This window comes from Kribbella sp. NPDC049584 (assembly GCF_040675555.1).
Lineage (GTDB): Bacteria > Actinomycetota > Actinomycetes > Propionibacteriales > Kribbellaceae > Kribbella.
In genome coordinates this window covers 274,035-295,800 of sequence record NZ_JBFAPF010000006.1, presented here as the reverse complement: position 1 = coordinate 295,800, position 21,766 = coordinate 274,035, and the positions used below count along the sequence as shown (strand labels likewise).

Sequence of the window (21,766 nt, the reverse complement as noted above, 5' to 3'; positions counted from 1 at the left end):
GAGGGATCGGACAGTATTCTGGGACGAAGGCCGAGCTAGGTGGGGACCTGGGGCTCGGGATCGGGGGGTTGATCGTGACGCTACGTGGTTGGGCACTCATGTCCGGGGCGGTGCTGCTGGCCGTCGCCGGTTGTTCGAGCACCGAAGGTTCGAACGGTTCGAGCCCGGTGACCGAAACCCCCTCGATCGTCCTTCCGCGAACCACGGGTCCGGTCAAGGCCGCGGCCGATTGCTCGCATTCCACCGAGGAACTCCCGGCGGAGGCCCAGGCGGACGGCGTCGCGCTGGCCGCGACCACCGATCCGACCCGAACGTCGCTACTGCTCAAGAACATCGGCGGACTGACGGTCATCATCATGCCGGACGCGGGCTTCACCAGCCGGCTGATCGCCGCGCCGTCCGGGAATCCGACCGACCTGCCGTCGCGAGCCGCCCTGATCGCCGTCAACAACAGCGGCGGTCTCGCCGGGGTCCTGGACATCCCCGTGTTCATGCCCAAGAACCAGGTCATCGTCGTACCACCGGAGTGGGGGGTCTGCGTGCTCAGCGACAGCCTCAAGGAGTTCGCCACGGCACGGTACCTGCAGGACAAGGGGACCACCGCGCAGTACTTCCTGACGAAGGCACTCGCGGACCAGTTGCTCGACAACAACAGCCTGGCCCGGACACAGCCGACACTGATCAGGTGCGCGAAGAGCACCGCGGACGTCATCAAGGGCAAGCCGACGCTGTCGGACATCGAGCAGTACGTCGAGATCCTCGCCCCCGGTTCACCCTGCCGGAACAGCTATCAGGCCCTGTTGCACAGCAGCCCGGACGCCGCCGATGAGCTTGCGACCGCAGTGCTCAGTGAGCTGCAGGCGACGCCCAGGCTGAAGGTCAACAGCGACCTGCTCCTCACCACCGCACGGACCTGACCAGAGCTGGACCCAGGGTCGGATCGGGGTCCGGTCAGGGAGAACTCCACTGCCGCCGGCGCCGCCGCGGCCGGAGACTGGAGTCCTACCGTTCGACCCTCGGAGGTCTTCAGCCATGATCGGCTTCATCATCGCCGGACTCGTCATCGGAGCGTTGGCCCGGCTCTTCACGCCCGGCAAGCAGAAGCTCGGCCTGCTCGCCACGTTGCTGCTCGGCCTGGCCGGCTCGGTGATCGGCGGCACGATCGCCGCGATCCTCGGCACCGGCAGCATCTTCGAGCTGAACGTGTTCGGCTTCATCATCGCGGTGATCTCGTCGGTGCTGCTGGTCGGCACGGCCGAGTCGCTGTCGGCCCGGCACAAGAACTCGTCCATCACCCGGTAACCGTCACCCGGCAAGAATCAGCCGGTGAGAATCAGCCGCCCTCGTTGATCGCCATCGCCGGCCGCGGCTCGCGGCCCGGCGGTTGCGGCGGCCGGGGCAGCAACGGGCGGCGCTTCTCCAGCGTCCGGACGACCGGCTGCTCGGCCCGGACCGTGATCTCCTCGCCGGCGTGCCGGAAGGTGACCTCGGCGTCCGGCCCGTTGTGGACGGTGTACTTCACCGCCAGCGGGTCGATCTCCACCTTCAACCGGACCCCACGCCACCGGATCGAGAAGCTCAGCCCGCCGAGCCCGGTCGGCAGCGCTGGATCGAACGACAGGTGGCCGTCGCGGTCGCGCAAGCCGCCGAAGCCGCAGACCAGCGCACTCCACGCGCCACCGAGCGACGCCATGTGCAGACCGTCGCCGGTGTTGTGGTGGAGGTTGCGCATGTCGATCAGCGCGGCCTCGTACGCGTAGTCGTACGCGAGGTCCAGATGCCCTACCTCAGCAGCCATCACGGCCTGCACGCACGCGGACAACGACGAGTCCCGCACCGTCAGCCGCTCGTAGTAGTCGAAGTTCCGCGCCTTCTCCTCGGCGGTGAACGCGTCACCGCACCAGAAGGTCGCCAGGATCAGGTCGGCCTGCTTCACCACCTGCGTGCGGTACAGCTGGAAGTACGGCGCGTGCAGCAGCAGCGGGTACTTGTTCTTGTAGGCGTCGAAGTCCCACACGGCGTAGCCGGTGAACCCTTCGGACTGCGGGTGTACGCCGAGATCCTTGTCGTACGGCACGTACACGGCAGCGGCCGCGTCCCGCCACGCGGCCTCCTCCTCGACGTCGATGCCCAGCTCGCGGGCCCTCGCCGGCAGCTTGACCGAGACCTCCGCCGCGAACCTCAGGTTGCGCGCCGCCATCAGGTTGGTGAAAACGTTGTCGTCGGCAACGGCGCTGTACTCGTCCGGGCCGGTCACGCCGGGCAGGTGCCAGCGGCCGTTGCGGTCGTGGTGTCCCAGCGACATCCAGAGCCGGGCCGTCTCCGCGAGCAGCTCCAACCCGACCTCTTCGAGGAAGGCGTCGTCGGCGGTGGCGGTGTGGTAGCGCATGACCGCTTCGGCGATGTCGGCGTTGAGGTGGAACGCCGCAGTCCCGGCAGGCCAGTAGCCGGAGCACTCCTGGCCGCGGATCGTCCGCCACGGGAAGGCCGCGCCTTTGAAGCCGAGGACCTCGGCCCGCTCCTTGGCCAGCTCGAGGATCGAATGTCGCCACCGCAACGCGTCTGCGGCAGCGTCGGGCATTGTGTAGGTCAGCACCGGCAGGACGAAGCCCTCGGTGTCCCAGAAGGTGTGCCCGTCGTACCCGGCACCGGTCAGCCCCTTCGACGGGATCGCGCGACGCTCGGCGCGCGCACCGGCCTGCAGCACGTGGAAGAGCGCGAATCGCACCGCCTGCTGCAGTTCCGGATGCCCTTGCACCTCGACGTCAGCACCGTCCCAGAAGTCGTCGAGGAAGTCGACCTGCTGCTTGGTCAGTCCGTCCCAGCCGGAGAACTGCGCGCTCGCGATGGCTGCTGCGACCTGGTCCCGGATCGCTGTCTCCGAACGCAGGCTGGACCAGCCGTACGCCAGGTACTTCACGACGCGCAGACTCTCGCCGGGCTGCAGGTGCGCGATCACCGTGGTCCGCGCCCAGTCCTCACGCACGTCCTGGTCCATCGCGTACCGGACCGTGGTGTCCACCTCGTGCGACATCGCGGCCGCCATCAACTGCTGGCTGCGCATGGTCCGGTGGATCAGTACGACGCCGTGCTCGCCGCCGTCGTGGCTGACCGGCTTCAGCGGGTTGTCGAGCACTGCCGCGACACGCGGGTCGTCGGACAGCTTCGGTTGCGCCTCGTTGGCGACCAGCTCGGACTGGATCACGAACCGGGCCGACTGGTCGACCGGCTCGACGATGTACTCGATCGCGGCGATCGCGCGCTGGGTCAGCGACACCAGACGCCGGCTGCGGACCTTGATCCGCTTGCCGCCCGGCGAGGTCCAGTCGACGTCGCGTTCGAGAATGCCGGTGCGGAAGTCGAGCGACCGCTCGTGCTTGGTCAGGTACCCATAGCGGATGTCGAACGGCGAGTCGTCGACCATCAACCGGATCAGCTTGCCGTTGGTCACGTCGACGAGCGTCTGCCCGGACTCCGGGTAGCCGTAGCCTGCTTCGGCGTACGGGAGGGGGCGCTGCTCGTAGAACGAGTTCAGGTATGTGCCGGGGATCGCGTACGGCTCGCCTTCGTCGAGGTTGCCGCGCAGGCCGATATGTCCGTTCGACTGGGCGAAGAGCGACTCCGACTGCGCCAGTTTGTCGAGCGCGAGACGGGTCTCCCGCAGTCGCCAGGGCTCGATGGGGTGATGGCCTCGGTCGATCATTCGCCCGCCACCTCTCCTGACTCGTCGGTCGACAAGAGATCTGCCAGGTCGCGGACCACGACGTCGGCGCCGTGCGATTTCAGCTCGGCGGCCTGACCGACGCGGTCCACTCCGACCACGTACCCGAAGTGGCCCGAGCGGCCGGCCGACACCCCGGCCAGGGCGTCCTCGAACACGACGGCCTCGGACGGGTCGAGGCCGAAGCGCTTGGCCGCAGCAAGGAACGTGTCCGGCGCCGGCTTGCCCTTCAGGCCTTCGGTCCGGATCGTCACGCCGTCGACGATCTGCTCGACGTACTTGGCGAGTCCGGTGACGTCCAGCACCTCGCGGGTGTTCGCGCTCGACGACACCACGGCACGGCGGATTCCGGCCTGCTCGGCGGCCCGGAGGTACTGCCGGGAGCCTTCGAACACGTGCACGCCCTCGGTCCGGATCCGGCGCTGGACTGCTTCGTTCTTCCGGTTGCCGAGGCCGTTCACGGTCATGGCATCCGGCGGATCGTCCGCGGCGCCGACAGGCAGCGTGATGCCACGCGCGGTCAGGAAGTCCCGCACCCCGTCCGCCCGTGGCTTGCCGTCGACATAGGCGTCGTACTCCGCCCGGGCGTCGAAGGCATTGAAGGCGATCCCGTGCTGCTCCGAATAGGCGCGGAGGAAATCGTCGAACATCTCTTTCCACGCGGCGGCGTGGACGGCAGCGGTGTCGGTCAGCACACCATCCAGGTCGAAGAGACAGGCCCGGATCCCCGCAGGTAGTCCCAGCATGAGGACCACATTAGGCGGTCAAGCGGTCCGGCAGGCCAAAGGCGGGGAAACGGGAGTAGCCGAAGGTGGTGATCTCGACGATCTTGTGGTCGCTGACCCACAGCACGTCGAGCTTGAACGCCCGCCACACCGTGTCCCCCGGACGCATCAGGTACGACGCTGCCGCGGGCAACCGGTTTGCCGCGGTCGGCACCAGCCGCCACTCGCCGTCGCGCTTCGGCCCCATGCCTCGCTCGAACAACGGGAGGCACGCGGTCAGGCCGGTGAACGTCAGCTGGTCAGGCGGCATCGAGATCCGCAGGTCCTCGGCCGCGATCGCGATCGCCGCCGCCGCGTCACACCGCTGGTGCGCGTCGATGAAGCGATCCAGCACCTCGCGCTCCTCGGCCGTCGGGCGCGGCGCACTCCAGTCGGAGCGTCGGGCCGGCAGGCGTTGCTGCATCGTCACGCGGGCGCGCTGGAGCGCACTGTTGGCCGCGGCAACGCTCGTCTCCAACAGGCCGGCAGTCTCCGACGCGGACCAACCGAGGACGTCACGCGCGATGAGTGCGGCGCGCTGACGAGCAGGCAACGCCTGCAGGGCGATCAGGAACGTGAGCTCGATCGTCTCCCGGTCCACCGCGACCGCGTCGGGCTGGTCGGCCGGCGGAGCGATCTCGTCGAGCAACCGATCCGGATACGGCTGTAGCCACGCCATGTCGCCGGGCGACGTACTGCGCCGGGTCTGTCGTCGGTTGACGTCCAGGCACACGTTGGTCGCGATCCGGTACAGCCAGGCGCGGAAGTAGGTACGCCCGTCGTACTGATCGCGGCTGCGCCACGCCCGCAGCAGCGTCTCCTGCACGGCGTCCTCGGCATCGTCGTACGACGCGAGCATGCGATAGCAATGCACGTGGAGCTCGCGCCGGTGCCGGCCCGCGAGGTCGGCGAACGCGGCCTCGTCGCCCGCGAACGCCGCCTCTTCCAGGGTCATGGGGCCTCCCGGCCTGGACTGAGGAGCGGAGGGAGCGAAGCGACCGGAGCGACGAGGGAAGGCCGGGAGTTACAGCCCCATGACCACGCCGGTGTCGGAGACCCGGCCAAAAGCACAGTCATGACCGGTGCCCGACCTCCTGGACGGTCCAGTTGTTGCCGTCCGGGTCGTCGAAGGACAGGAAGCTGTTGTAGTCGGAGCGGTCGGGGTGCACACCGTCCTGTTTGCCCTCGGTGCCGAAGTGGAAGGGCTCGCTGACGTCCACGCCACGGCCGATCAGCTCGGCGCGAGCCGCCTCGATGTCCTTCACCACCAGGTGGGTGCCCTGGTAGCTGCCCGGCTTCGCCGAGGTCACGCCGGTCCCGATCGTGATCGAGCAGGCCGACCCGGGCGGGGTCAGCTGCACGACCCGGAACGAGTCGCCGGCCCGGTGGTCGACGTCCTCGGCGAACCCGAGCTGGTCGGTGTAGAACTTCTTCGCCCGATCCACGTCCGACACCGGCACGATCACGAGCTCGAGTTTCCAGTCCATCTGCGGCCTCCCGCGGTCACGGTCGGTCCCAGTCTGACCGACATCAATGACCGTGTAACGACGGCCGGACCGCAAACTCATCGGTCCGTCGATGACTACTTCGTCGCGGCCCCGAAGATCTGCGCGAACCAGTCGAGCTGAGCCAGCTGCTGGTACGTCTGGCCGCCCTCGTGGTTGTTGTACTGGTAGACCTCGATGTCCTTCTGCTCGCTCCCGGTGGCGCCGTAGTGGTTGTACGCCGCGAACACCGTCGAGGGCGGGCAGGTCGCATCCATCAGCGCGACCGAGAACAGCGTGGGCGCCGTGGCGAGCCGTCCGAGGTTGACGCCGTCGAAGTAGCTCAGCGTCCGCAGTGCCGCGTCGACGTCCTGCCGGAACCCCTTCAGGTACCGCGTGATCTCGCCGTACGGGTCCTTGTCGGTGATCTGCAGCGCCCGCTCGAAGTGACACAGGAACGGTACGTCGGGCGCGCAGCCGAGCAGCTCGATACCGGCGATCGGTGCGAGACCGGCCGCGGCGATCGAGATGCCGCCGCCCTGGCTGCCGCCGGTGACGATCAGCTTGTCCGGGTCGACCAGCGGCGACGTCTTCACCGCGTCGAGCGCACGGACCGCGTCGATGAACACCCGGCGGTAGTAGTAGGTCTCCGGGTCGGTGATACCCGCTGTCATGAAGCCCGGCGTGTGGTTCAGACCGGCGTACGGCGTGTCGTCCGGCGTGGCGTCCAGACCGCCGGCGCCGTAGCTCTGACCGCGGGTATCCATCACGAAGTGGGCATAGCCAGCCTGCGCCCACAGCGTGGTCGCGTGCGGGAAGCCACGGCCGCCCGAGTAGCCGTGGTACTGCACGACGGTCGGCAGCGGGCCGGTCGCGCCTGCCGGCAGGTGCAGCCAGCCCTTGACCGGCGTACCGCCGAAGCCGGAGTACGTGACGTCGTAGGTGTCGATCAGCGCCAGCTTGTTGTCGATCAGCGTGAACGAGGCGGACAGGTCGTCGGTGCGCGCCTTCTCGATGGAACGGCGCCAGAAGTCGACCAGGTCGGCGGGCGCGGCCACCTCGGGCCGGTACTCGCGGAGCTTGTCGAGGGAAAGGTCGAACATGGCCATGAGCGACAAACCTACGCCCACCGCGGCCTCGCCGGTAAACGATCTCCGATACCGGACATAGTCACGAAGGAGTACACCAAACGCCAGGAGGTTTGAAGGCCAGCCAGTGGCGGATGCGAGCCGGCCGGCCGCTCGTGTTCGGTAAGCGTCATGACACTTCAAGGCATGACAGTTCTGGTCGTCGGCCGGGGCGGCGGCATCGCCCGTGCGGTCACGCTGGCCGCACGGGATGCCGGCGCGCAGGTCGTCGCCGCGGGCCGCAGTCAGGACAAGCTGAAGGCGGCGTACGACGGTGAGCCCGGTATCACCACCGAGTACGTCGACCTGACCGACGAGGCTTCGATCGCAGCGCTCGGCGAGCGGCTCGGGACCGTCGACCACATCGTCTCGACCGCATCGGCCAGGGCTCGCGGGAAGATCGCGGACCTCGACCGGGACGCGGTGCGGGCGTCGTTCGACACGAAAGTGATCGGTCCGCTGATGCTCGCCAAGCACCTCGCGCCGCGGATCAACGCGGGCGGCTCGCTGACGATCTTCTCCGGTGTCGCGGCCGCGAAGATCGCCGTCGGCACGCTCGCGGTCGCGATCACCAACGGCGCGGCCGACGTCCTCGCGCGCTCGCTGGCGCTGGAACTGGCGCCGATCCGGGTGAACGCGATCTCCCCCGGCGTTATCGACACGGGCGCGTGGGACGGGCTCGGCGCAGGCAAGGACGACTATTTCCGCGACATCAGCGAACGCAACCCGGCCCGGCGGATCGGTACTGCGGACGACGTCGCGCAGACCGTCCTGTTCGCGATGACCAACAGCTTCGTGACCGGTACGACGCTGCGCGTGGACGGCGGCGAACCTCTGACCTAGGGGAGGGCGAGGCCGAAACCCGGCTCCTCGGACAGGACGACGTACCCGGCCTCGAGCGTGTAGGCGCCGGGTCCCGGGACGCCTTCGACGATCGGAATGTTGCCCAGGCCGGCTGCGAGGTGAGCGGCGTACAGGGTCTTGAGCGGGACTCCCCAGGCGTGCGGTGAGGCTTCGGAGGCGAGTTGCGGCATGGTGCGACGCCAGGCGGTGAGGCCGTGCCCGATGACGTCCATCAGGGCCACGTCGACGAGGCCTTCGCCGGCCAGACGGAGTACGTGGTCCACATCCGGGTCGTATTCGCCGTCGGCAACCTTCGGCCGGTTCGTCATCGTCTGCAGGCGTTCGCGGAGCGCCTGCAGATCAGGCCGGCGTTCCTGGAACGGCTCCTCGATCCAGTACAGGTCGCAGTCGGCGACGCCGTCGAGGTACTCGAACAGGCCGTTGAGGGTGAACCCGTCGTTGCCGTCGACAAGGATCCCGGCGTCCGGGTACAGCTCGCGCGTCAGCCGGGTCACCTCGATGTCGCGCGCGAGGCCGGCGCGCGAATCCATCCAGCGGTGGCCGCGGCCGATCTTCAGCTTGAAGTCGCGGAACCCGAAGGCATGGTCCTGCGCGAGGTTGGTCCGGATCGCCTCCAGCCCGTGGTCGAGGTCGTCGAAGTAGATGCCGCCGCTGTAACAGCGCACCCGGGTCGGGCCGTGGCCACCGAGCATCGCGTAGACGGGTACGTCGAGGATCCGGGCCGCGAGGTCGTGCAGCGGGTAGTCCAGGAACTCCGCCGCCGGGTCGATCACGCCGCGATCCGGGTCGATCAGCTCGGCCAGGTTGCGACCGATCAGCGCGCGCGGGTCGGCGTCGTACAGCGGCAGACCCCAGCCGGTTGCGCCGCGGTCGGTCTCCACGACGTAGACCGTTTGCTTGCCGCCGTTCCCATGACTACCGAGGAACGAGTTGCGGCCGATCGTGCGGAGGTAGTCGTAATGGTGGTCGGCGGTCGTGACGGAGCGGATGACGTGGCTGGCGAGGGTCATCGCTCAACGATAGACAGCGACGAACTTGCGGAACGCCTCCGGATTGCTGAGGACGTCGGTGTTGTCGGCGAACTGATCGATCGACCCGATCAACCCGCACCGGGCCACCGCGTCGTCGGTGACTGTCGCCAGACACGCACGCACGAAGCGACCCGCGTCGATCACCTGAGCCGGCCGGGTGAAATACGGCCGTGGCTCCGGGTCGATCTCCTCGGTGATGCCGAGCGCGTTGTGGCGGCGCGCGACCAGCTCGTACGCCGTGATGAGCGCCTGCTCACGATCAGCGAACCGTACGGCCGCGGTCGCGTCGGCGAGCGCTTGGTCCAGCCCGTCGGCGTGATCGAGTCGCGCGAACGCCGTACCCAGCCATTTCGTGTACGGCGCATAGGTGCGGGATTGCAGCAACGCCAAGCGCATCACGTCACGCACCAGGCGAGCTGTGACAACCCGGGACCCGAGCTCGTCTCCCACCTCGTACGTGCGCTGGACGAACGCCTCCTCCTGCGCGATCCGCGACCACTGGCAGGCGAGCAGCCAACGCCAGATCTGGTCCGGGTACCAGGCGAGCGCATCGCGTACCGCGGCCAGCCGTCCGTCGTCGGCGTACACCCGACCAGCGACGACGCCTAGCAACTGCTGCTGCGGCGTGACCAACCAGTCCGCGATCCCGATGCCCTGCGACGCATCGAATCCCAGCTGTCCACGCAGCCAGTCGCCCAGCGTCGCGACCGTGACGTGGTGCACCGGCTCTTGACTGTCCCAACCGAAGCGGACCGGATGTCCGTCGTACTCGCTCGGCAGCCCATCGTCGACGGCCTTCCGCACCCGCTCGACCTCACCCGCATCCACCAGCACAACAACCCGCGGCCCCCACCCGTGGTCCGTCGAGCGTTCGGTGTCATACCCAAGCACATCCGATCCCCAGCCAAGCAGCCCAGCCGCATACCCAACCTCCCCCACCAGAGGCGCGATCACGTCCGAGTGAAACCCAACCCCGATCTCCCCCGCACTCCGAAACCTCATGCCACCTCCCCTCGGCGCAGCACGGCCCATAAACCCCAGCCAGCATGAGACATCACCGCAGACCAGTCCGCTTGCGAAGCCTTCTCCAACGCGCCCAGCACAGTCTCGATCGGTACGTGATGCGGTGCGTCCTCACCGAGCGCGTTGGACCACACGACCACCCCGTCCGGCGTCAGCGTCCGCACAACCTCATCAGCAAACAGAGGTGCGTCGGCCAGCACGACCGCGCGTGCCGACGCGTCGCCGACGGGCAGTTGCGACGCATCTCCCAGGACACGCCACGGAGCAGGTGAACGACTGAGCATCGCCCAGGTCAGATCGAGGCTGATCACCTCCGGCCAGACCTCCCGGATGGGTGCGGAGAGCAGTCCGGTCCCGCAGCCGACCTCCAGGCACAGTCCGTCGGGCCACGGCCCACCGCGCTGTAATGCGTCGCTCAGTGGGACAGAGCGGTAGACACCGCGGTCACCGTCCCAGACCGGAGCCAGCTCGGTGTAGCGGCGTACGACCTCGTCGGCCTGCTCGTGCGACCACGTGTCCGGGTGCTCTGCGAGCTCGCGCGAGGTGCGCTGGCTGGACGCTGCCTCGGGACGAATCGGCTTGCCGGGGTCCGCAGGTACTACCTGTGTCAGCTCCGTGATCTGACCCACTAGGCCACCTTTCCAGTCTGAGAGCCCGTCTACAGTTGCCCAGATGAAGGCTTCGCATGTGGTGTGGGACTGGAACGGGACGCTGCTCAATGACAATCACGCCGTACTAGCCGCCGTCAACGAGGTTTGTGCCGGGTTCGGTCGGCCGGAACTCAGTTGGGTCGAGTGGCAGGCGGCGTACGCGCGGCCTATGCAGGTCTCCTACGAGCAGATCCTGCAGCGGACCCTCGACGAGGAGGAGTGGGCGCGGGTCGACAAGCTCTACCACGAGCGGTACGACGCGCTGCTGCACACGTGTGAGCTCGCCAGCGGCACTCTCGACGTACTGCGGCAGTGCGCCGAGAGCGGGCGGACGCAGTCGTTGCTGTCGATGTGGTTCCACGCACGGCTGACTCCGACCGTCGAGCAGTACGGGCTCACGTCGTACTTCACTCGCGTGGACGGGCTGGCCGCTGCCATCGGCGGCGGGTCGAAGGCCGACAGCCTCGTCCGCCACCTCGAAGCGCAACAGCTCGACCCGGCAACCGTCGTACTGATCGGCGATGTCGTCGACGACAGCGAGGCCGCCCAAGCAGCCGGCACCCAGTGCATCCTCGTCTCGACCGGCGCAATGTCACGGTCATCCTTGGAGGCAACCGGCGCCCCGGTCACCAACTCGATCGCCGAGGCCATCCGCCAGCTAGGCTGAACGACCAGGTCGGCCCTTCTCACTCACCGATCTTCTTCGAGCGCAGGATGATCTTGATGTCGGGGGTTGCGTGGGTGCCGCCGGCCGGTTGCTGGGAGACGACGACCCAATTGCGGTCGTTGATCAGCAGGCGGCCCTGACCGGTGGCGTCTTCTTCGGTGAGGAAGTAGAAGCCGGCGGCTTGCATGGTGTCCTGGGCCAGCTGGTGGTTGAGGCCAACGACGTTCGGCACAACGCCCGCCTCGACGGACGGTCGCGGCGCACTGCTTTGCGGAGCAGTAATCGACGGCGCACTGGCTCCGGGTGCGGTCACCGTCTGCGTGACCGTCACGGTCGCCGTGGGTTGAGCCCCGGCCGTGCCGGAAGCTCCGCACGCTGTCAGCACGAGCAGCGAGCCGAGTGCAGGCACCAACCATCCCCGAGCCACCAGATACCAATACCCCATTCGCCAAAAGACCTAACACACTGTAGTTGTGTCATCTATGGCTCAGGTTCTGGAAGGTCGGACGGCCGACGGTCGCGGCGTGCGGGTGTGGTACTCCGCCGCCGGCATCGAGGAGATCACCGACCACCCGGCAGCGCCTGACCTACTGCTGCTCCCCGGCCTGATCGACATCCAGCTCAACGGGTACGCCGGATTGGACGTCAACGATCCCACTCGTCCGGCCGGCGAATTGTCCGACCTGGTCCGCGTGCTGTGGCAGCAGGGCGTCACGACGGTCTACCCCACGATCATCTCCGCCGACGACGCAACGACGACCGCCCTCGTCACCCGCGCCGCCGCGGCCAGAGCAGCCGATCCGATAGCGGCGTACGGCGTACCGGGCCTGCATCTCGAGGGTCCGTACATCTCCAGCGTCGAAGGCGCCCGCGGTGCACACGACCCGGCCGCCATCCGCGACCCGGACCTCGACGAATTCGCCCGCTGGCAGAAGGCTGCGAGCGGCGCCATCGCCATCGTGACGCTGGCCCCCGAACGCAAAGGTGCCCTCGAGTTCACCCGCCGCCTCGCCGACGAAATGATCGTATCGGTGGGGCATTCCCTTGCCACGGCTGACGAGATCCACGCGTTCGCGGCCGCGGGTGGGCGGCTTTCCACGCACCTCGGAAACGCCCTGCCCGCACAGCTCGACCGGCACCACAATCCGATCTGGCCCCAGCTGGTCGAGGACGCCCTGACCGCCGGGCTGATTGCCGACGGCCACCACCTCCCCGCGGACACTTTCGCCGCCTTCGTCCGGGCCAAGGACCCCACCCGCTGCGTCCTCACCAGCGATGCCGCCGCGCTAGCCGGCTGCGCTCCCGGCGACTACACAACGGCAGTCGGCGGCGCAGTCACCGTCGGCCCCGACGGCAGCCTGCGCCTGCAAGGTACGCCGTACCTCGCCGGCAGCGGCGCGTCCCTCCTCGACTGCCTCCGCTGGTCCACCGGCCGCGGCGGCCTCCCCCTCGACACCGCCGTCACGATGGCCACCACCAACCCGGCCAACCTCCTCGGCCTGACGGACCGCGGCCGCCTGGAAGTCGGCGCCCGAGCCGACCTCATCCGACTCACCCGCACCCCCGAGGGTGGGATCGGCGACCTCGTCACGGTCGTCGTCAACGGCACCCCGCAGACCGACTTTGAGCAGCTTTCACAGACGCTTGCCTATAGCAACAGTCAGGTGCTCAATCTTGCCGTTTGCAACTACCTGCAGAGCGGGCTTCAGTGCTTGCCGGTGAACCGGTCTTCCCGTATAAGAAACGGGATGACAGCGATCCGGCTCGACGGGGTGTCCAAGGTGTTCGAGGGCGAACACCTGGCTGTGGACGAGCTGTCCCTCGACGTGGCCGACGGCGAGTTCATGGTGCTGCTCGGGCCGTCGGGGTGTGGGAAGACCACGCTGCTGCGGATGATCGCCGGGCTCGAGCGGGTGACGGCCGGCGAGATCTGGTTCGGCCGGACCAACGGAACCCGCTTGCCGCCGAAGGATCGCCAGGTGGCGATGGTCTTCCAGACCGGCGCGCTGTACCCGAACCGGACCGTCCGCGAGAACATCATGTTCCCGCTCCAGGTCGCCGGGCACGGCGACGACGACGCGAGCTCGACCGCCGCCGGCCTGGCCCAGATCCTCAGCATCGGGTCGGTCCTCGACCGGATGCCGCGGACGCTGTCCGGCGGGCAGCGTCAGCGCGTCGCGATCGGGCGGGCGCTCGTACGCCGTCCGAACGTGTTCCTGCTGGACGAACCGCTGTCGAACCTCGACGCCACGATGCGGACCGAGCTGCGCCAGGAGATCGGCGCGATGACGCGGGACCTGAACGTCACCACGCTGTACGTGACCCACGACCAGGTCGAGGCGCTCACGCTGGCCGACCGGATCGCGGTCATGCGCGACGGCCGGATCGAGGACGTCGGCACCCCGGCGCAGGTCTACAACGACCCCGCGACCGCATTCGTCGCCGGGTTCCTCGGCGCTCCGAGGATCAACCTGCTGTCCGCGACCGTCCGCGTCACCGCACACCATCGGGTGGCGCTCGACTTCGGCGCCCAGTCCATCGCCCTGCCCCCGCCCGATCGCCGCTCGCTGATCCTGCGCCACCACGACGGCGCCCAGGTCATCGTCGGCGCCCGCTCGAACGCCTTCCGCGTCATCACCGACGAGGACGTCGCGAACCAACTGTCCGGGACGTTGCGCGCGTTCGAGTTCCACGGGCAGCAGTCCATCGCGTTCGTCGAATGCGGGATCGAGGCTGTCAACCCCGATCACGTCGGCCGGCCCGGACCGCTGCACGCCGTACCGCCTCAGGACGCGCCCTCGTCGGTGTTGACCAGGGTCCTGTCGCGAGTCCGGTCCGCCCGCACAACTGCTGCGCCGGAGCTCCTGCCTCCCACGCACCGCCGAGCCGACCTGGTCATCGAACTGCCCGCTGAAGCCGACCTGAAACGCGGCTCCCGCATCCACCTTGCCCTGGACACCACCCGCATCCACGTCTTCGACCAGACCGGCCACCGAGTGGACCGCATCACCCGCTAACTGGTGCCGACTGCCGGCGCGACCACGAGCAGCAGCTAGTGAAGGGTGTAGCCGCCGTCGATCACCACCACCGAGCCGGTCATGAAGCTGGACGCGTCCGACGCGAGGAAGACGACGGTCGGCGCGATCTCCTCCGGTACGGCGTACCGCTGCATCGGCGCGTCATCGATCCAGCGCGCCTTGAACTGCGGCTCGTCGACCGGTGCCATCTCGGTCTTCACGTAACCGGGCGCGACCGCGTTCACCCGGATGTTCAACGGCGCCCACTCGGCGGCGAGCGACTTGGTGAGCTGATGCACCGCGGCCTTCGACGCGTTGTACGCCGGTTGCCACTGCGGACGGTTCACGATCTGTGCCGAGATCGAGCCGATGTTGACGATGGTGCCGCCGCCGACGGTGATGAAGTGGCGCGCTGCCGTCTGGCTGAGCTTCCACAGACCGTCGACGTTCGTCGAGAACACCTCGTCCCACTCCTCGTCCGGGATGTCGAGCGACGGCCGATGCACGCAGGCTCCGGCGTTGTTCACCAGGATGTCCAAGCGACCGGTCGCCTCCAGCGCGGCCTCGACCGCGGCCTGACCGGACGCACGGTCGTTCACATCGAGACCGACGCCGATCACGGTCCGGCCGGTACGCTCGGCCAGCCGGGCAGCCGCCTCCTTGGACGCCGCAACATCGCGCGCCCCGATCACTACATCCGCGCCGGCCTCGGCCAATCCGGTGGCGAAGGCGAGCCCGAGGCCTCGATAGCCACCAGTCACCAACGCGGTCCGCCCGGCCAACGAGAACTTGTCAAGAACGCTCATCGGGCCATTGTCCCTGGTACGCGGTGGAGGCGAGTTCGACAAAAGACTGCACGAGCGGGTTGGTCTCCCCCGTCTTCCAGCTCGTCACGACCCGGCTCGGCGGCAGATCGAGAATCGGTACGACGGTGAGCTCGCCCGGCGGGTTGTGCCCGAGCGGACTCAATCCGACAGTGCCGTTCCACAGCACGGCCTGCAGACATTCCTGGACCGACCGCACGACCGGACCTTCCCGATGCCGGCCGCCGTTCCAGTACGACTGCCAGATCGGATCGGTGTCCGCAGGAAACTGGAACCACCGTCGATCCGCCAGGTCCGCCAGCTTCAACTCATCGCGCTGAGCCAACGGATCGTCGGCCCGCAGTACGGCGCCGACTGGATCCGCCCGCAACTCGTGCACGGTCAATCCGGTCTCGTCGAACGGTGCCCGGGTCAGCGCCACGTCGACAAGACCGGCCCGCAGACCACATGTCGGATCGGTCAGATCGGCCTCGCGAATGCGGACCTCCAGACCGGGATGCTGCTGCCGGTACGCGGCCGCCAACCGGGTCGCACCCGGATCCGTGCTGTCCCCCAGCATGCCGATCGTGAAGCTGACCGCGCCGCGTACCCGAGCCGGCACCTGATCGGCCTGCTCCAGCAGGGTCCGCGCCTCCTCCAGCAGTACGACGCCTGCCGGCGTGAGCGCGACCCCCGCCGCGGACCGGTCGAACAGCGTGGCGCCGAGCTCTCGCTCCAGTTGCTTGATCGCCCGGCTCAGTGGCGGCTGACTCATCTGCAGCCGCATCGCTGCCCGGCCGAAGTGGAGTTCCTCGGCAACGGTGACGAAGTACCGCAGGGTGCGCAGCTCCATGACCAGCGACGATACCCGCACGGTATCGCTGCGACCGGATCGGTCTTGGACGCCGCGGCGGCGGAGAAGGTGGGATCGGAGCATGACCGACGTACTGCTGCCCGACCCCGCCGTCCGCGTCGCCGACGCCCAGGAGCTCGCACCCGACCTGCTCGTGATCCCGAACAAACAGGTCGATCTCGTGCCCAATATCGGCCTCATCGGCGGCACCGACGCCGTCCTGGTCGTCGACACGGGCATCGGCACCGCCAACGCGTCGGAGGTACTGGCCTTGGCGACCGAGGTAGCGCGCGGCCGGCGGTTGTACCTCACCACGACCCACTTCCATCCCGAGCACGCGTTCGGCGCACAGGTCTTCGCGGGGCACGCGACGTACCTGGTCAACCGTACGCAGGCGGACGACCTGCAGGCCAAGGGTTCCGGCTATCTGGAAATGTTCCGCGGTTTCGGCGGCCCGATCGCGGAGCGGCTCGAGGACGTCGAGATCCCTACGCCCGACCAGGTGTACGACGACGCGCATGACCTCGATCTCGGCGGACGGATCGTCGAACTGCGCGCCACGGGTCGCGGTCACACGAAGGGCGATCAGGTCATCCAGGTGCCGGACGCCGGCGTGCTGTTCACCGGCGACCTCGCCGAGACGGGCCAGTTCGCGATCTTCCCGTGGTTCCCGCCGTACGACGTCGACGTGTCCGGCGTCGGCTGGTTGTCCGTGATGGATCGACTGACCACGACGGCGCCGAAGATCGTCGTACCTGGTCATGGCGAGCTCGGCGGCCCGGAGATCCTCAGCACTGTCGGCGACTACCTCCGCGAACTCCGCGACGAGACCTGGCGCCGACGGGACTCCGCCATGAGCGAGTCCGACATCCGCGCCGAGGTCAAAGCCCTGCTGATCGAGCGGCACCCCGAATGGTCCGGCCAGGACTGGATCGAGCCCAGCATCAACTGTCTGTGTGCCGAGTAGGCACTACCGCTTGTCCTCGTCCAGGATCCGGTTGACGGACCGTTCGACGGTCGCGCGGGTCTTGGCGTTGTCGAGATCGTCGCCGACCCGGTCGATCACCTGGGCGATCGTCCGGCCGTGCGCGAACTGATCGATGATGCGCGGGTCGACGTACGAACTGCGGGCCACCGCCGGGGTGTTGCCGAGGTGATCGGAGACCTCCTCGAGCATCTCCTTCACCGCCGTGTTCAGCGCTGCCTTCGTGGTTGGCGGGTCGGCGTCGGCCAGATCCACGGCGGCATGCACGGTCGCCGTCCAGGTGCGCAGGTCCTTCACGGTGTAGTCGTCGCCGACCAGCTCGTGGAACCGGTCGTTGACCATCCCAGCGTCGATCTCGTGATAGCCGTCGTCGTCCTTGTAGACGAGCAGTCGCGGGCTCTGGTGCCGGCCGCGCTTCAGCGACCGGACGGCCTGCACGAGCCGATCATCGTCGAGCTCGATCGTCCGCTCCTGCCCACCTTTCGCAACGAAGTCGAACCTCACCTTTCCCTTGCTCACGCGAACGTCGTCACGCAGCAGGGTCGCCGCACCCCGGCTGCCGTTCTCATCGGCGTACTTCGTGTTCCCGGTCCGGAAGACGCCGTAGTCGAGCATCCGCAGCGCCACCGCGAGCACCCGCCGCCGGTCGAGGCCCCGCGCGGACAGATCCTCGTCCACGGCCTCCCGGAACGCCGGCAGCTTGCGTGCCAGCTGACGCACCCGGTCGTGCTTGACCGCGTCCTGCGCCGACCGCCAGTCGTCGTGGTACAGGTACTGCCGCCGCCCGGCCTCATCGGTACCCGTCGCCTGGATGTGGCCGTTCGGATAGGGGCAGATCCACACGTCCTCCCACGCCGGCGGGATCGCCAGCGTCCGGATCCGCTCCACCACGTCGACGTCCTTGATCGTCTTGCCGTCGACATCGAGATAGCTGAATCCACGCCCGCGTCGCCGGCGCTGGAACCCCGGCTCGTCGACCTGACTTCGTTTCAGCCGCATCGCTCAGTACCGAGCCATTTCTTCCAACGGACGGAGGTCTCCGCGACGGCTCGTCGTGGTGACGGTGCCGGCAGTGATTTCGTCGACCTCGCTCCACGGCAGGTACCAGACGCCGCCCAATCGGGCGTGCACGAGCCGGCGAAGGAGCTCAGGGCCGACATGGCGCTCGTAGCCGAACAACCGGGTGGCACGGTTCTCGACGACGATCAGGCCGTCGACCCGCAACGCGCGCTGCATCGAAACCAGCAGCGGTCCGTCCTGGACCAGCCGTACATCCGCGACGCCGCCGAACTCGTCGCCGTCGGCATCGATGACCCGGTGGCCGAGGAGTTCATTCAGTCGCATCGCCGGCTCCGGGGATCTTGTCGATGACGTGGCGCTCGATCCAGTCGTCGTAGTAGTCCAGGTCGAGGCCCTCGGCCGAGATCGTCACCGCCGTGTCGATCTCGGCGATCCGGGCCGCGGGGATCTCGGCACGGCCGGAGATCAGCGCCGCCACTACCGGCGGGTCGGCGGCGAGGTCGAGCTCGACGTCGTCGATCTTGCCGGCCAGGTGCCCGTCGGCCTGGTCGATCAGCTGCCGGTCGAGCAGATGCAGCTGTGCGTGAAGGACTCGTCCGGACATGGTCACGCTCCTGCTCTGGTGATGATCATCAGCGGTATCGCAGCGGCCGACGCGATCGTCAGCAGCGCCAGATAGAACAGCCCGAAGGCGTTGCGAACAGGCCCGTTCGTCTCCCGCCCGACGTAGTCCGGATCGTTCGCGACGATCAGGATCGGCAGATACGTCAACGGCAACGCCATCGCGGCGAACACCACGGAGTACTCCGTCACCTTCACCGGATCGACCGCCGTCAACAGGGTCAGCACCGCCAGCACCAGGCACACGATGATGATCACGTGGAAACGCGAGGCCTCCCGCGGCCGGACGAACTTGCCCCACTGCCAGCCTCGGTACTGCGCGATCGTGTACCCGCACGACAATGCGGTCTCGAGCGCCGCGCCGAACGTCGCCGCGAACATGCCGATCAACACGACCGCCAGCCCGATCTTGCCCAAGGCAACGGCGACCGGGAGCGCCACCTGCCCAAGCGTGCCGACCTGGATGCCGGCCGGCAGGAACAGCACCGCGGCACACCCCATGATCGCCAGCGACAGCAGCCCACCGAGCGGGAATCCGATGAACACGTTGGCACGCTCGGTTCCCAGGTCGCGCCGCGTCCACTTCTCCTCGACCCCTCCGGAGGAGAAGAAGAACACCTCGTACGGCGTCATCGCGGCGCCGAACAGCGCGATCCCGTAGTACGCGTACGTCGCCCAGCCCTCGTGCCCGGTCGGATGCAGCTGGGTTGCCTGGTGCAACAACTGGCCCCAGTCCGGTCCGAGCTTGAACAGTGCGACCGCGAACACGATCAGCAGCAGTCCGAGCAGCCCGAAGACCTGCTCCAGCCGGGAGAACTTGACCCGCCAGATCACCAGCCACACCGCGAGCGCCGCCAGCGGCATCCACAACAGGTAGCTGACGCCACTCGCAAGCTCGAACGCGAGCGCCACACCGCCGATCTCGGCGATCAACGTCAGCAGCGTCACCAGGAACGACGCCACCAGCGCGAGCAGCCCGGTCCGGGGTCCGAGCCGCTCGCGGATCAGATCGAACACCGGCCGGCCGGACATTGCGACGACCCGGCCGGACATCTCGGCGTACAAGCAGATCCCGATCACGCCGACGATGACGATCCAGGCCAGGTGCATGCCGAAGCGCGCGCCCACCAGGGCGTTGGTGACCAGGTCGCCGATGTCGACGAAGCCGCCGATCGCGGTCAGGATGCCGAGCGTGACACCGAGGAGCTTCTTCATTTCGCCAGCTCCCCGATCTGGTCGAGGTCCTTGCCGGACAGTCGAAGCGCCGGGAGTTGCCGTTCGGCGGCGGCCAGGTCGTCGTTCTCGAGCGCGATGCGGACCACCGTCACCGCGGACACCGCGTCGTCGAGCGCCGAGTTGACCTGCTCGTACAACCTGGCCGACTGCTCGGTCGACGGTTGCTGCGTCGAGAACGAGTCGGCCGTCTTGCCGAGACTCTTCTCGGAGTCGTCGACCATCCGGCGGGCCGGCTGTGCCCAGAGCCGCCGCGCCTGCAGTTGCTCGACGACCAAGCGGGTCGTGTTCACCTCCGAGGAGGCGGTCCGTGCCGTCTGAGCGGCGTTCTCGCGGAGCTTCTGGTCGGGATCACCACACCCGGTCAGAAGTACCGCCGCCAGCACCCCGCCTGCTATCCACCGCAGCACGCGTCACCATCCAAGGTCCGATAGTCGTACGACGCACCTGTACCCGGGGCCACACCTGGTTCACGCTGTGCGATGCGGGAGCTGGGTCAGAGCCAGCACGTGGTCGGCCGGGGTTCCCCGCCGCGCGACCAGTTCGAGTTTGCGGTCGCTGCGGCGTAGCGCGGCGGCGAGCACCCGGATGCCCGCGCTGGCGAGGTGTGTCACCCGCGACAGGTCCACGGTGAGCGGCCGGGTCGCGTGGCGCGCCACGTCACGCAGGATGCGGTCGAATCCCCGCGCGGTGACGATGTCGATCGGGCCCCCGACCAGCAGCCTCCCGTCGGCGACCGCCGCGGAGAACTCGGCCCGCTCGGGTGCGGGCTGCACCTCGCCCACGAGCCTGCTCGGCGCCTTGGTCAGCGCCGTGCGCACGGTCGCCGTCGTACCGTCCAGGGTCCGTTCGACGGTCAGGTCGTCGACCATCGCACCCGCCAGCGCGAGCCCGTGCCCACGGTCGGCGGCCGGCTCCGACTCCTTCCACCGACCGCGATCCTGCACCGCTATCGAGAGCTCCCCACTCGGCGCCAGGTCGGCCGCCAGCGTGAGTTGGCCGGGTGCGCAGTCGTAGTACGCGTGCTCGACCACGTTCGCCATCAACTCGATGACCGCGCTCTCCACTCCGATCACCACGACCGGTTCCGGTTCCAGAGCGCGCAACCACGCGGAGAACTCGTCGCGCAACCACGCCGCGGTCGCCGGAACAGCCTCGCCGCTCTGCGTCAACGCCACCACCGGGGTACGCCGGTGGGCGGCGAGCACCGTGACGTCGTCCGAATGACCAGCCTGCAAGTCGAGTACCTGCTCGGTGATGCGCTCGGCAGAGTGCTGCGATGCCGCAACTGCGGTCGCAGCGGCGCTCAGCAGATCGGCGGTCGCCTGATCCGGGGTGCTGTACGGGCGTTCGATGAGGCCGTCCGTGTAGAGCAGCAGCACGTCGTCCGGGTCGAGGCGGTCACGGCGGAGTTGATATCCACCGGGCGCGCCGAGTGGCGTGCCGCCGGACGGTTCGACGTACCGCGAGGTGCCTTCGCTCGACGCGATCAACGGCGGCGGGTGCCCGGCAGTGCAGTAGGTCAGGTCCCCGGTGGCCGGATCCAGTACGGCGACACACACCGTGGCGGCCTCCGCGCCCGGCACCCGGCTCGCGAACTTCTCCAGGCGGCTGATCGCGACGGCCGGATCCGCGCCGTCCTGCAGCGCCATCGACAGCGCGGCGCAGAGCCGGCCCGTCACCCAGGATGCCCGGGCTCCGTGCCCGACGACGTCGCCGACGAGCAACGCGACCCGGCCATCGTCGAGAACCACGGTGTCGAACCAGTCGCCCCCCGCGGTCGCGCCGGGCTCTGCCAATAGGTAGCGAGCGGCCAGGTCGACGCCGGGCAGCACCGGCAACCGGGTCGGCGGCAGCGCCTCCCTCAACCTGCTCGCCGTCCGCCGGGCCTGCTCGTACATCC

Annotated in this window: 23 protein-coding genes; 6 read left to right on the top strand and 17 right to left on the bottom strand. The window is 68.4% G+C overall.

Features of this window, described 5'->3' with window-relative positions:
• The first annotated feature begins 98 nt into the window (after positions 1 to 98).
• Together AB0J62_RS22770 and AB0J62_RS22765 are read left to right on the top strand one after the other, a co-directional pair.
• On the top strand, positions 99 to 917 hold the full coding sequence (locus tag AB0J62_RS22770) for a hypothetical protein (protein ID WP_363874379.1): 819 nt from the start codon (positions 99 to 101) through the stop codon (positions 915 to 917).
• Positions 918 to 1,032: 115 nt separating this feature from the next.
• Positions 1,033 to 1,302 carry a hypothetical protein gene (locus tag AB0J62_RS22765; RefSeq protein ID WP_134102922.1) on the top strand — a complete coding sequence of 90 codons (270 nt, stop codon included), beginning with the start codon at positions 1,033 to 1,035 and terminating at the stop codon, positions 1,300 to 1,302.
• Between the two features lie 31 nt (positions 1,303 to 1,333).
• Here AB0J62_RS22765 and AB0J62_RS22760 read toward each other — a convergent pair whose 3' ends face one another.
• The 5 genes from AB0J62_RS22760 to AB0J62_RS22740 form a co-directional block, all read right to left on the bottom strand.
• Positions 1,334 to 3,703, bottom strand: a complete 2,370-nt coding sequence (locus AB0J62_RS22760; protein ID WP_363874375.1) for a glycoside hydrolase family 65 protein — start codon at positions 3,701 to 3,703, stop codon at positions 1,334 to 1,336.
• Positions 3,700 to 4,467, bottom strand: a complete 768-nt coding sequence (locus AB0J62_RS22755) for a beta-phosphoglucomutase family hydrolase (RefSeq protein WP_363874372.1) — start codon at positions 4,465 to 4,467, stop codon at positions 3,700 to 3,702. Before AB0J62_RS22755 ends, AB0J62_RS22760 begins: the two co-directional genes overlap by 4 nt.
• A gap of 10 nt (positions 4,468 to 4,477) precedes the next feature.
• Complete coding sequence (locus AB0J62_RS22750; RefSeq protein ID WP_363874369.1) at positions 4,478 to 5,440, bottom strand: RNA polymerase subunit sigma-70; 963 nt, start codon at positions 5,438 to 5,440, stop codon at positions 4,478 to 4,480.
• A 118-nt stretch (positions 5,441 to 5,558) separates the two neighbouring features.
• Entirely contained in the window at positions 5,559 to 5,972 is a 414-nt protein-coding gene (locus AB0J62_RS22745; protein WP_363874366.1) for a glyoxalase superfamily protein, read from the bottom strand.
• Positions 5,973 to 6,067: 95 nt separating this feature from the next.
• Positions 6,068 to 7,078, bottom strand: coding sequence for an acetylxylan esterase (locus AB0J62_RS22740; RefSeq protein WP_363874363.1), 1,011 nt, complete (start codon positions 7,076 to 7,078; stop codon positions 6,068 to 6,070).
• Positions 7,079 to 7,243: 165 nt separating this feature from the next.
• On the opposite strand from AB0J62_RS22740, the gene AB0J62_RS22735 reads away from it, so the two are divergent.
• Positions 7,244 to 7,939 (top strand): SDR family oxidoreductase, encoded by a 696-nt coding sequence (locus tag AB0J62_RS22735; protein WP_363874360.1) that lies wholly within the window; start codon positions 7,244 to 7,246, stop codon positions 7,937 to 7,939.
• Here AB0J62_RS22735 and AB0J62_RS22730 read toward each other — a convergent pair.
• Genes AB0J62_RS22730 through AB0J62_RS22720 form a run of 3 tightly spaced genes read right to left on the bottom strand, consistent with a single transcriptional unit; the run spans position 7,936 to position 10,643 of the window.
• Positions 7,936 to 8,970 carry an enolase C-terminal domain-like protein gene (locus tag AB0J62_RS22730; protein WP_363874357.1) on the bottom strand — a complete coding sequence of 345 codons (1,035 nt, stop codon included), beginning with the start codon at positions 8,968 to 8,970 and terminating at the stop codon, positions 7,936 to 7,938. The genes AB0J62_RS22735 and AB0J62_RS22730 overlap by 4 nt on opposite strands.
• Before the next feature lie 3 nt (positions 8,971 to 8,973).
• The gene (locus AB0J62_RS22725; RefSeq protein ID WP_363874354.1) at positions 8,974 to 9,993 is read right to left on the bottom strand and encodes a DUF4037 domain-containing protein; all 1,020 of its coding nucleotides are present in this window, start codon (positions 9,991 to 9,993) and stop codon (positions 8,974 to 8,976) included.
• Positions 9,990 to 10,643: a class I SAM-dependent methyltransferase gene (locus AB0J62_RS22720; protein ID WP_363874351.1), complete on the bottom strand. Its 654-nt coding sequence runs from the start codon at positions 10,641 to 10,643 to the stop codon at positions 9,990 to 9,992. Before AB0J62_RS22720 ends, AB0J62_RS22725 begins: the two co-directional genes overlap by 4 nt.
• Positions 10,644 to 10,686: 43 nt before the next feature.
• On the opposite strand from AB0J62_RS22720, the gene AB0J62_RS22715 reads away from it, so the two are divergent.
• Entirely contained in the window at positions 10,687 to 11,331 is a 645-nt protein-coding gene (locus AB0J62_RS22715) for an HAD family hydrolase (protein WP_363874348.1), read from the top strand.
• Between the two features lie 19 nt (positions 11,332 to 11,350).
• Here AB0J62_RS22715 and AB0J62_RS22710 read toward each other — a convergent pair whose 3' ends face one another.
• Positions 11,351 to 11,740 (bottom strand): PASTA domain-containing protein, encoded by a 390-nt coding sequence (locus AB0J62_RS22710; RefSeq protein WP_363874345.1) that lies wholly within the window; start codon positions 11,738 to 11,740, stop codon positions 11,351 to 11,353.
• Between the two features lie 73 nt (positions 11,741 to 11,813).
• Between AB0J62_RS22710 and AB0J62_RS22705 the strand changes: the two genes are divergently transcribed.
• Entirely contained in the window at positions 11,814 to 14,348 is a 2,535-nt protein-coding gene (locus AB0J62_RS22705; RefSeq protein WP_363874342.1) for an ATP-binding cassette domain-containing protein, read from the top strand.
• A 35-nt stretch (positions 14,349 to 14,383) separates the two neighbouring features.
• Here the strand turns inward: AB0J62_RS22705 and AB0J62_RS22700 are convergent, their stop codons facing one another.
• Positions 14,384 to 15,154 carry a glucose 1-dehydrogenase gene (locus AB0J62_RS22700; RefSeq protein WP_363874339.1) on the bottom strand — a complete coding sequence of 257 codons (771 nt, stop codon included), beginning with the start codon at positions 15,152 to 15,154 and terminating at the stop codon, positions 14,384 to 14,386.
• Entirely contained in the window at positions 15,141 to 16,004 is an 864-nt protein-coding gene (locus tag AB0J62_RS22695; protein WP_363874336.1) for a LysR substrate-binding domain-containing protein, read from the bottom strand. The genes AB0J62_RS22700 and AB0J62_RS22695 overlap by 14 nt, the downstream gene beginning before the upstream one ends.
• Positions 16,005 to 16,086: 82 nt before the next feature.
• Here AB0J62_RS22695 and AB0J62_RS22690 point away from each other — a divergent pair, with 82 nt between their 5' ends.
• Positions 16,087 to 16,971: an MBL fold metallo-hydrolase gene (locus tag AB0J62_RS22690; RefSeq protein ID WP_363874333.1), complete on the top strand. Its 885-nt coding sequence runs from the start codon at positions 16,087 to 16,089 to the stop codon at positions 16,969 to 16,971.
• A gap of 3 nt (positions 16,972 to 16,974) precedes the next feature.
• Here the strand turns inward: AB0J62_RS22690 and AB0J62_RS22685 are convergent, their stop codons facing one another.
• From AB0J62_RS22685 to AB0J62_RS22660, 6 genes are read right to left on the bottom strand one after another with little or no spacing between them, the layout of a single operon-like run.
• Complete coding sequence (locus tag AB0J62_RS22685) at positions 16,975 to 17,988, bottom strand: DNA topoisomerase IB (protein ID WP_363874331.1); 1,014 nt, start codon at positions 17,986 to 17,988, stop codon at positions 16,975 to 16,977.
• 3 nt (positions 17,989 to 17,991) lie between these two features.
• On the bottom strand, positions 17,992 to 18,333 hold the full coding sequence (locus tag AB0J62_RS22680) for a hypothetical protein (RefSeq protein ID WP_363874328.1): 342 nt from the start codon (positions 18,331 to 18,333) through the stop codon (positions 17,992 to 17,994).
• Positions 18,320 to 18,613, bottom strand: a complete 294-nt coding sequence (locus tag AB0J62_RS22675; protein WP_363874325.1) for a hypothetical protein — start codon at positions 18,611 to 18,613, stop codon at positions 18,320 to 18,322. Before AB0J62_RS22675 ends, AB0J62_RS22680 begins: the two co-directional genes overlap by 14 nt.
• 2 nt (positions 18,614 to 18,615) lie before the next feature.
• Positions 18,616 to 19,845, bottom strand: a complete 1,230-nt coding sequence (locus tag AB0J62_RS22670; protein WP_363874322.1) for a divalent metal cation transporter — start codon at positions 19,843 to 19,845, stop codon at positions 18,616 to 18,618.
• Positions 19,842 to 20,273, bottom strand: a complete 432-nt coding sequence (locus tag AB0J62_RS22665) for a hypothetical protein (RefSeq protein WP_363874319.1) — start codon at positions 20,271 to 20,273, stop codon at positions 19,842 to 19,844. The genes AB0J62_RS22670 and AB0J62_RS22665 overlap by 4 nt, the downstream gene beginning before the upstream one ends.
• 60 nt (positions 20,274 to 20,333) lie before the next feature.
• Complete coding sequence (locus tag AB0J62_RS22660; RefSeq protein ID WP_363874316.1) at positions 20,334 to 21,764, bottom strand: SpoIIE family protein phosphatase; 1,431 nt, start codon at positions 21,762 to 21,764, stop codon at positions 20,334 to 20,336.
• Positions 21,765 to 21,766: the final 2 nt, after the last annotated feature.

Excerpts from the sequence above, each read along its gene's own strand:
- AB0J62_RS22735 (WP_363874360.1), top strand. The coding sequence starts at position 7,244 with ATGACAGTTCTGGTCGTCGGCCGGGGCGGCGGCATCGCCCGTGCGGTC.
- AB0J62_RS22700 (WP_363874339.1), bottom strand. The coding sequence starts at position 15,154 with ATGAGCGTTCTTGACAAGTTCTCGTTGGCCGGGCGGACCGCGTTGGTG.
- AB0J62_RS22695 (WP_363874336.1), bottom strand. The coding sequence starts at position 16,004 with ATGGAGCTGCGCACCCTGCGGTACTTCGTCACCGTTGCCGAGGAACTC.
- AB0J62_RS22705 (WP_363874342.1), top strand. The coding sequence starts at position 11,814 with ATGGCTCAGGTTCTGGAAGGTCGGACGGCCGACGGTCGCGGCGTGCGG.
- AB0J62_RS22680 (WP_363874328.1), bottom strand. The coding sequence starts at position 18,333 with ATGCGACTGAATGAACTCCTCGGCCACCGGGTCATCGATGCCGACGGC.
- AB0J62_RS22770 (WP_363874379.1), top strand. The coding sequence starts at position 99 with ATGTCCGGGGCGGTGCTGCTGGCCGTCGCCGGTTGTTCGAGCACCGAA.
- AB0J62_RS22660 (WP_363874316.1), bottom strand. The coding sequence starts at position 21,764 with ATGTACGAGCAGGCCCGGCGGACGGCGAGCAGGTTGAGGGAGGCGCTG.
- AB0J62_RS22765 (WP_134102922.1), top strand. The coding sequence starts at position 1,033 with ATGATCGGCTTCATCATCGCCGGACTCGTCATCGGAGCGTTGGCCCGG.
- AB0J62_RS22755 (WP_363874372.1), bottom strand. The coding sequence starts at position 4,467 with ATGCTGGGACTACCTGCGGGGATCCGGGCCTGTCTCTTCGACCTGGAT.
- AB0J62_RS22685 (WP_363874331.1), bottom strand. The coding sequence starts at position 17,988 with ATGCGGCTGAAACGAAGTCAGGTCGACGAGCCGGGGTTCCAGCGCCGG.
- AB0J62_RS22740 (WP_363874363.1), bottom strand. The coding sequence starts at position 7,078 with ATGGCCATGTTCGACCTTTCCCTCGACAAGCTCCGCGAGTACCGGCCC.
- AB0J62_RS22760 (WP_363874375.1), bottom strand. The coding sequence starts at position 3,703 with ATGATCGACCGAGGCCATCACCCCATCGAGCCCTGGCGACTGCGGGAG.
- AB0J62_RS22670 (WP_363874322.1), bottom strand. The coding sequence starts at position 19,845 with ATGAAGAAGCTCCTCGGTGTCACGCTCGGCATCCTGACCGCGATCGGC.
- AB0J62_RS22690 (WP_363874333.1), top strand. The coding sequence starts at position 16,087 with ATGACCGACGTACTGCTGCCCGACCCCGCCGTCCGCGTCGCCGACGCC.
- AB0J62_RS22730 (WP_363874357.1), bottom strand. The coding sequence starts at position 8,970 with ATGACCCTCGCCAGCCACGTCATCCGCTCCGTCACGACCGCCGACCAC.
- AB0J62_RS22725 (WP_363874354.1), bottom strand. The coding sequence starts at position 9,993 with ATGAGGTTTCGGAGTGCGGGGGAGATCGGGGTTGGGTTTCACTCGGAC.
- AB0J62_RS22715 (WP_363874348.1), top strand. The coding sequence starts at position 10,687 with ATGAAGGCTTCGCATGTGGTGTGGGACTGGAACGGGACGCTGCTCAAT.
- AB0J62_RS22745 (WP_363874366.1), bottom strand. The coding sequence starts at position 5,972 with ATGGACTGGAAACTCGAGCTCGTGATCGTGCCGGTGTCGGACGTGGAT.
- AB0J62_RS22675 (WP_363874325.1), bottom strand. The coding sequence starts at position 18,613 with ATGTCCGGACGAGTCCTTCACGCACAGCTGCATCTGCTCGACCGGCAG.
- AB0J62_RS22750 (WP_363874369.1), bottom strand. The coding sequence starts at position 5,440 with ATGACCCTGGAAGAGGCGGCGTTCGCGGGCGACGAGGCCGCGTTCGCC.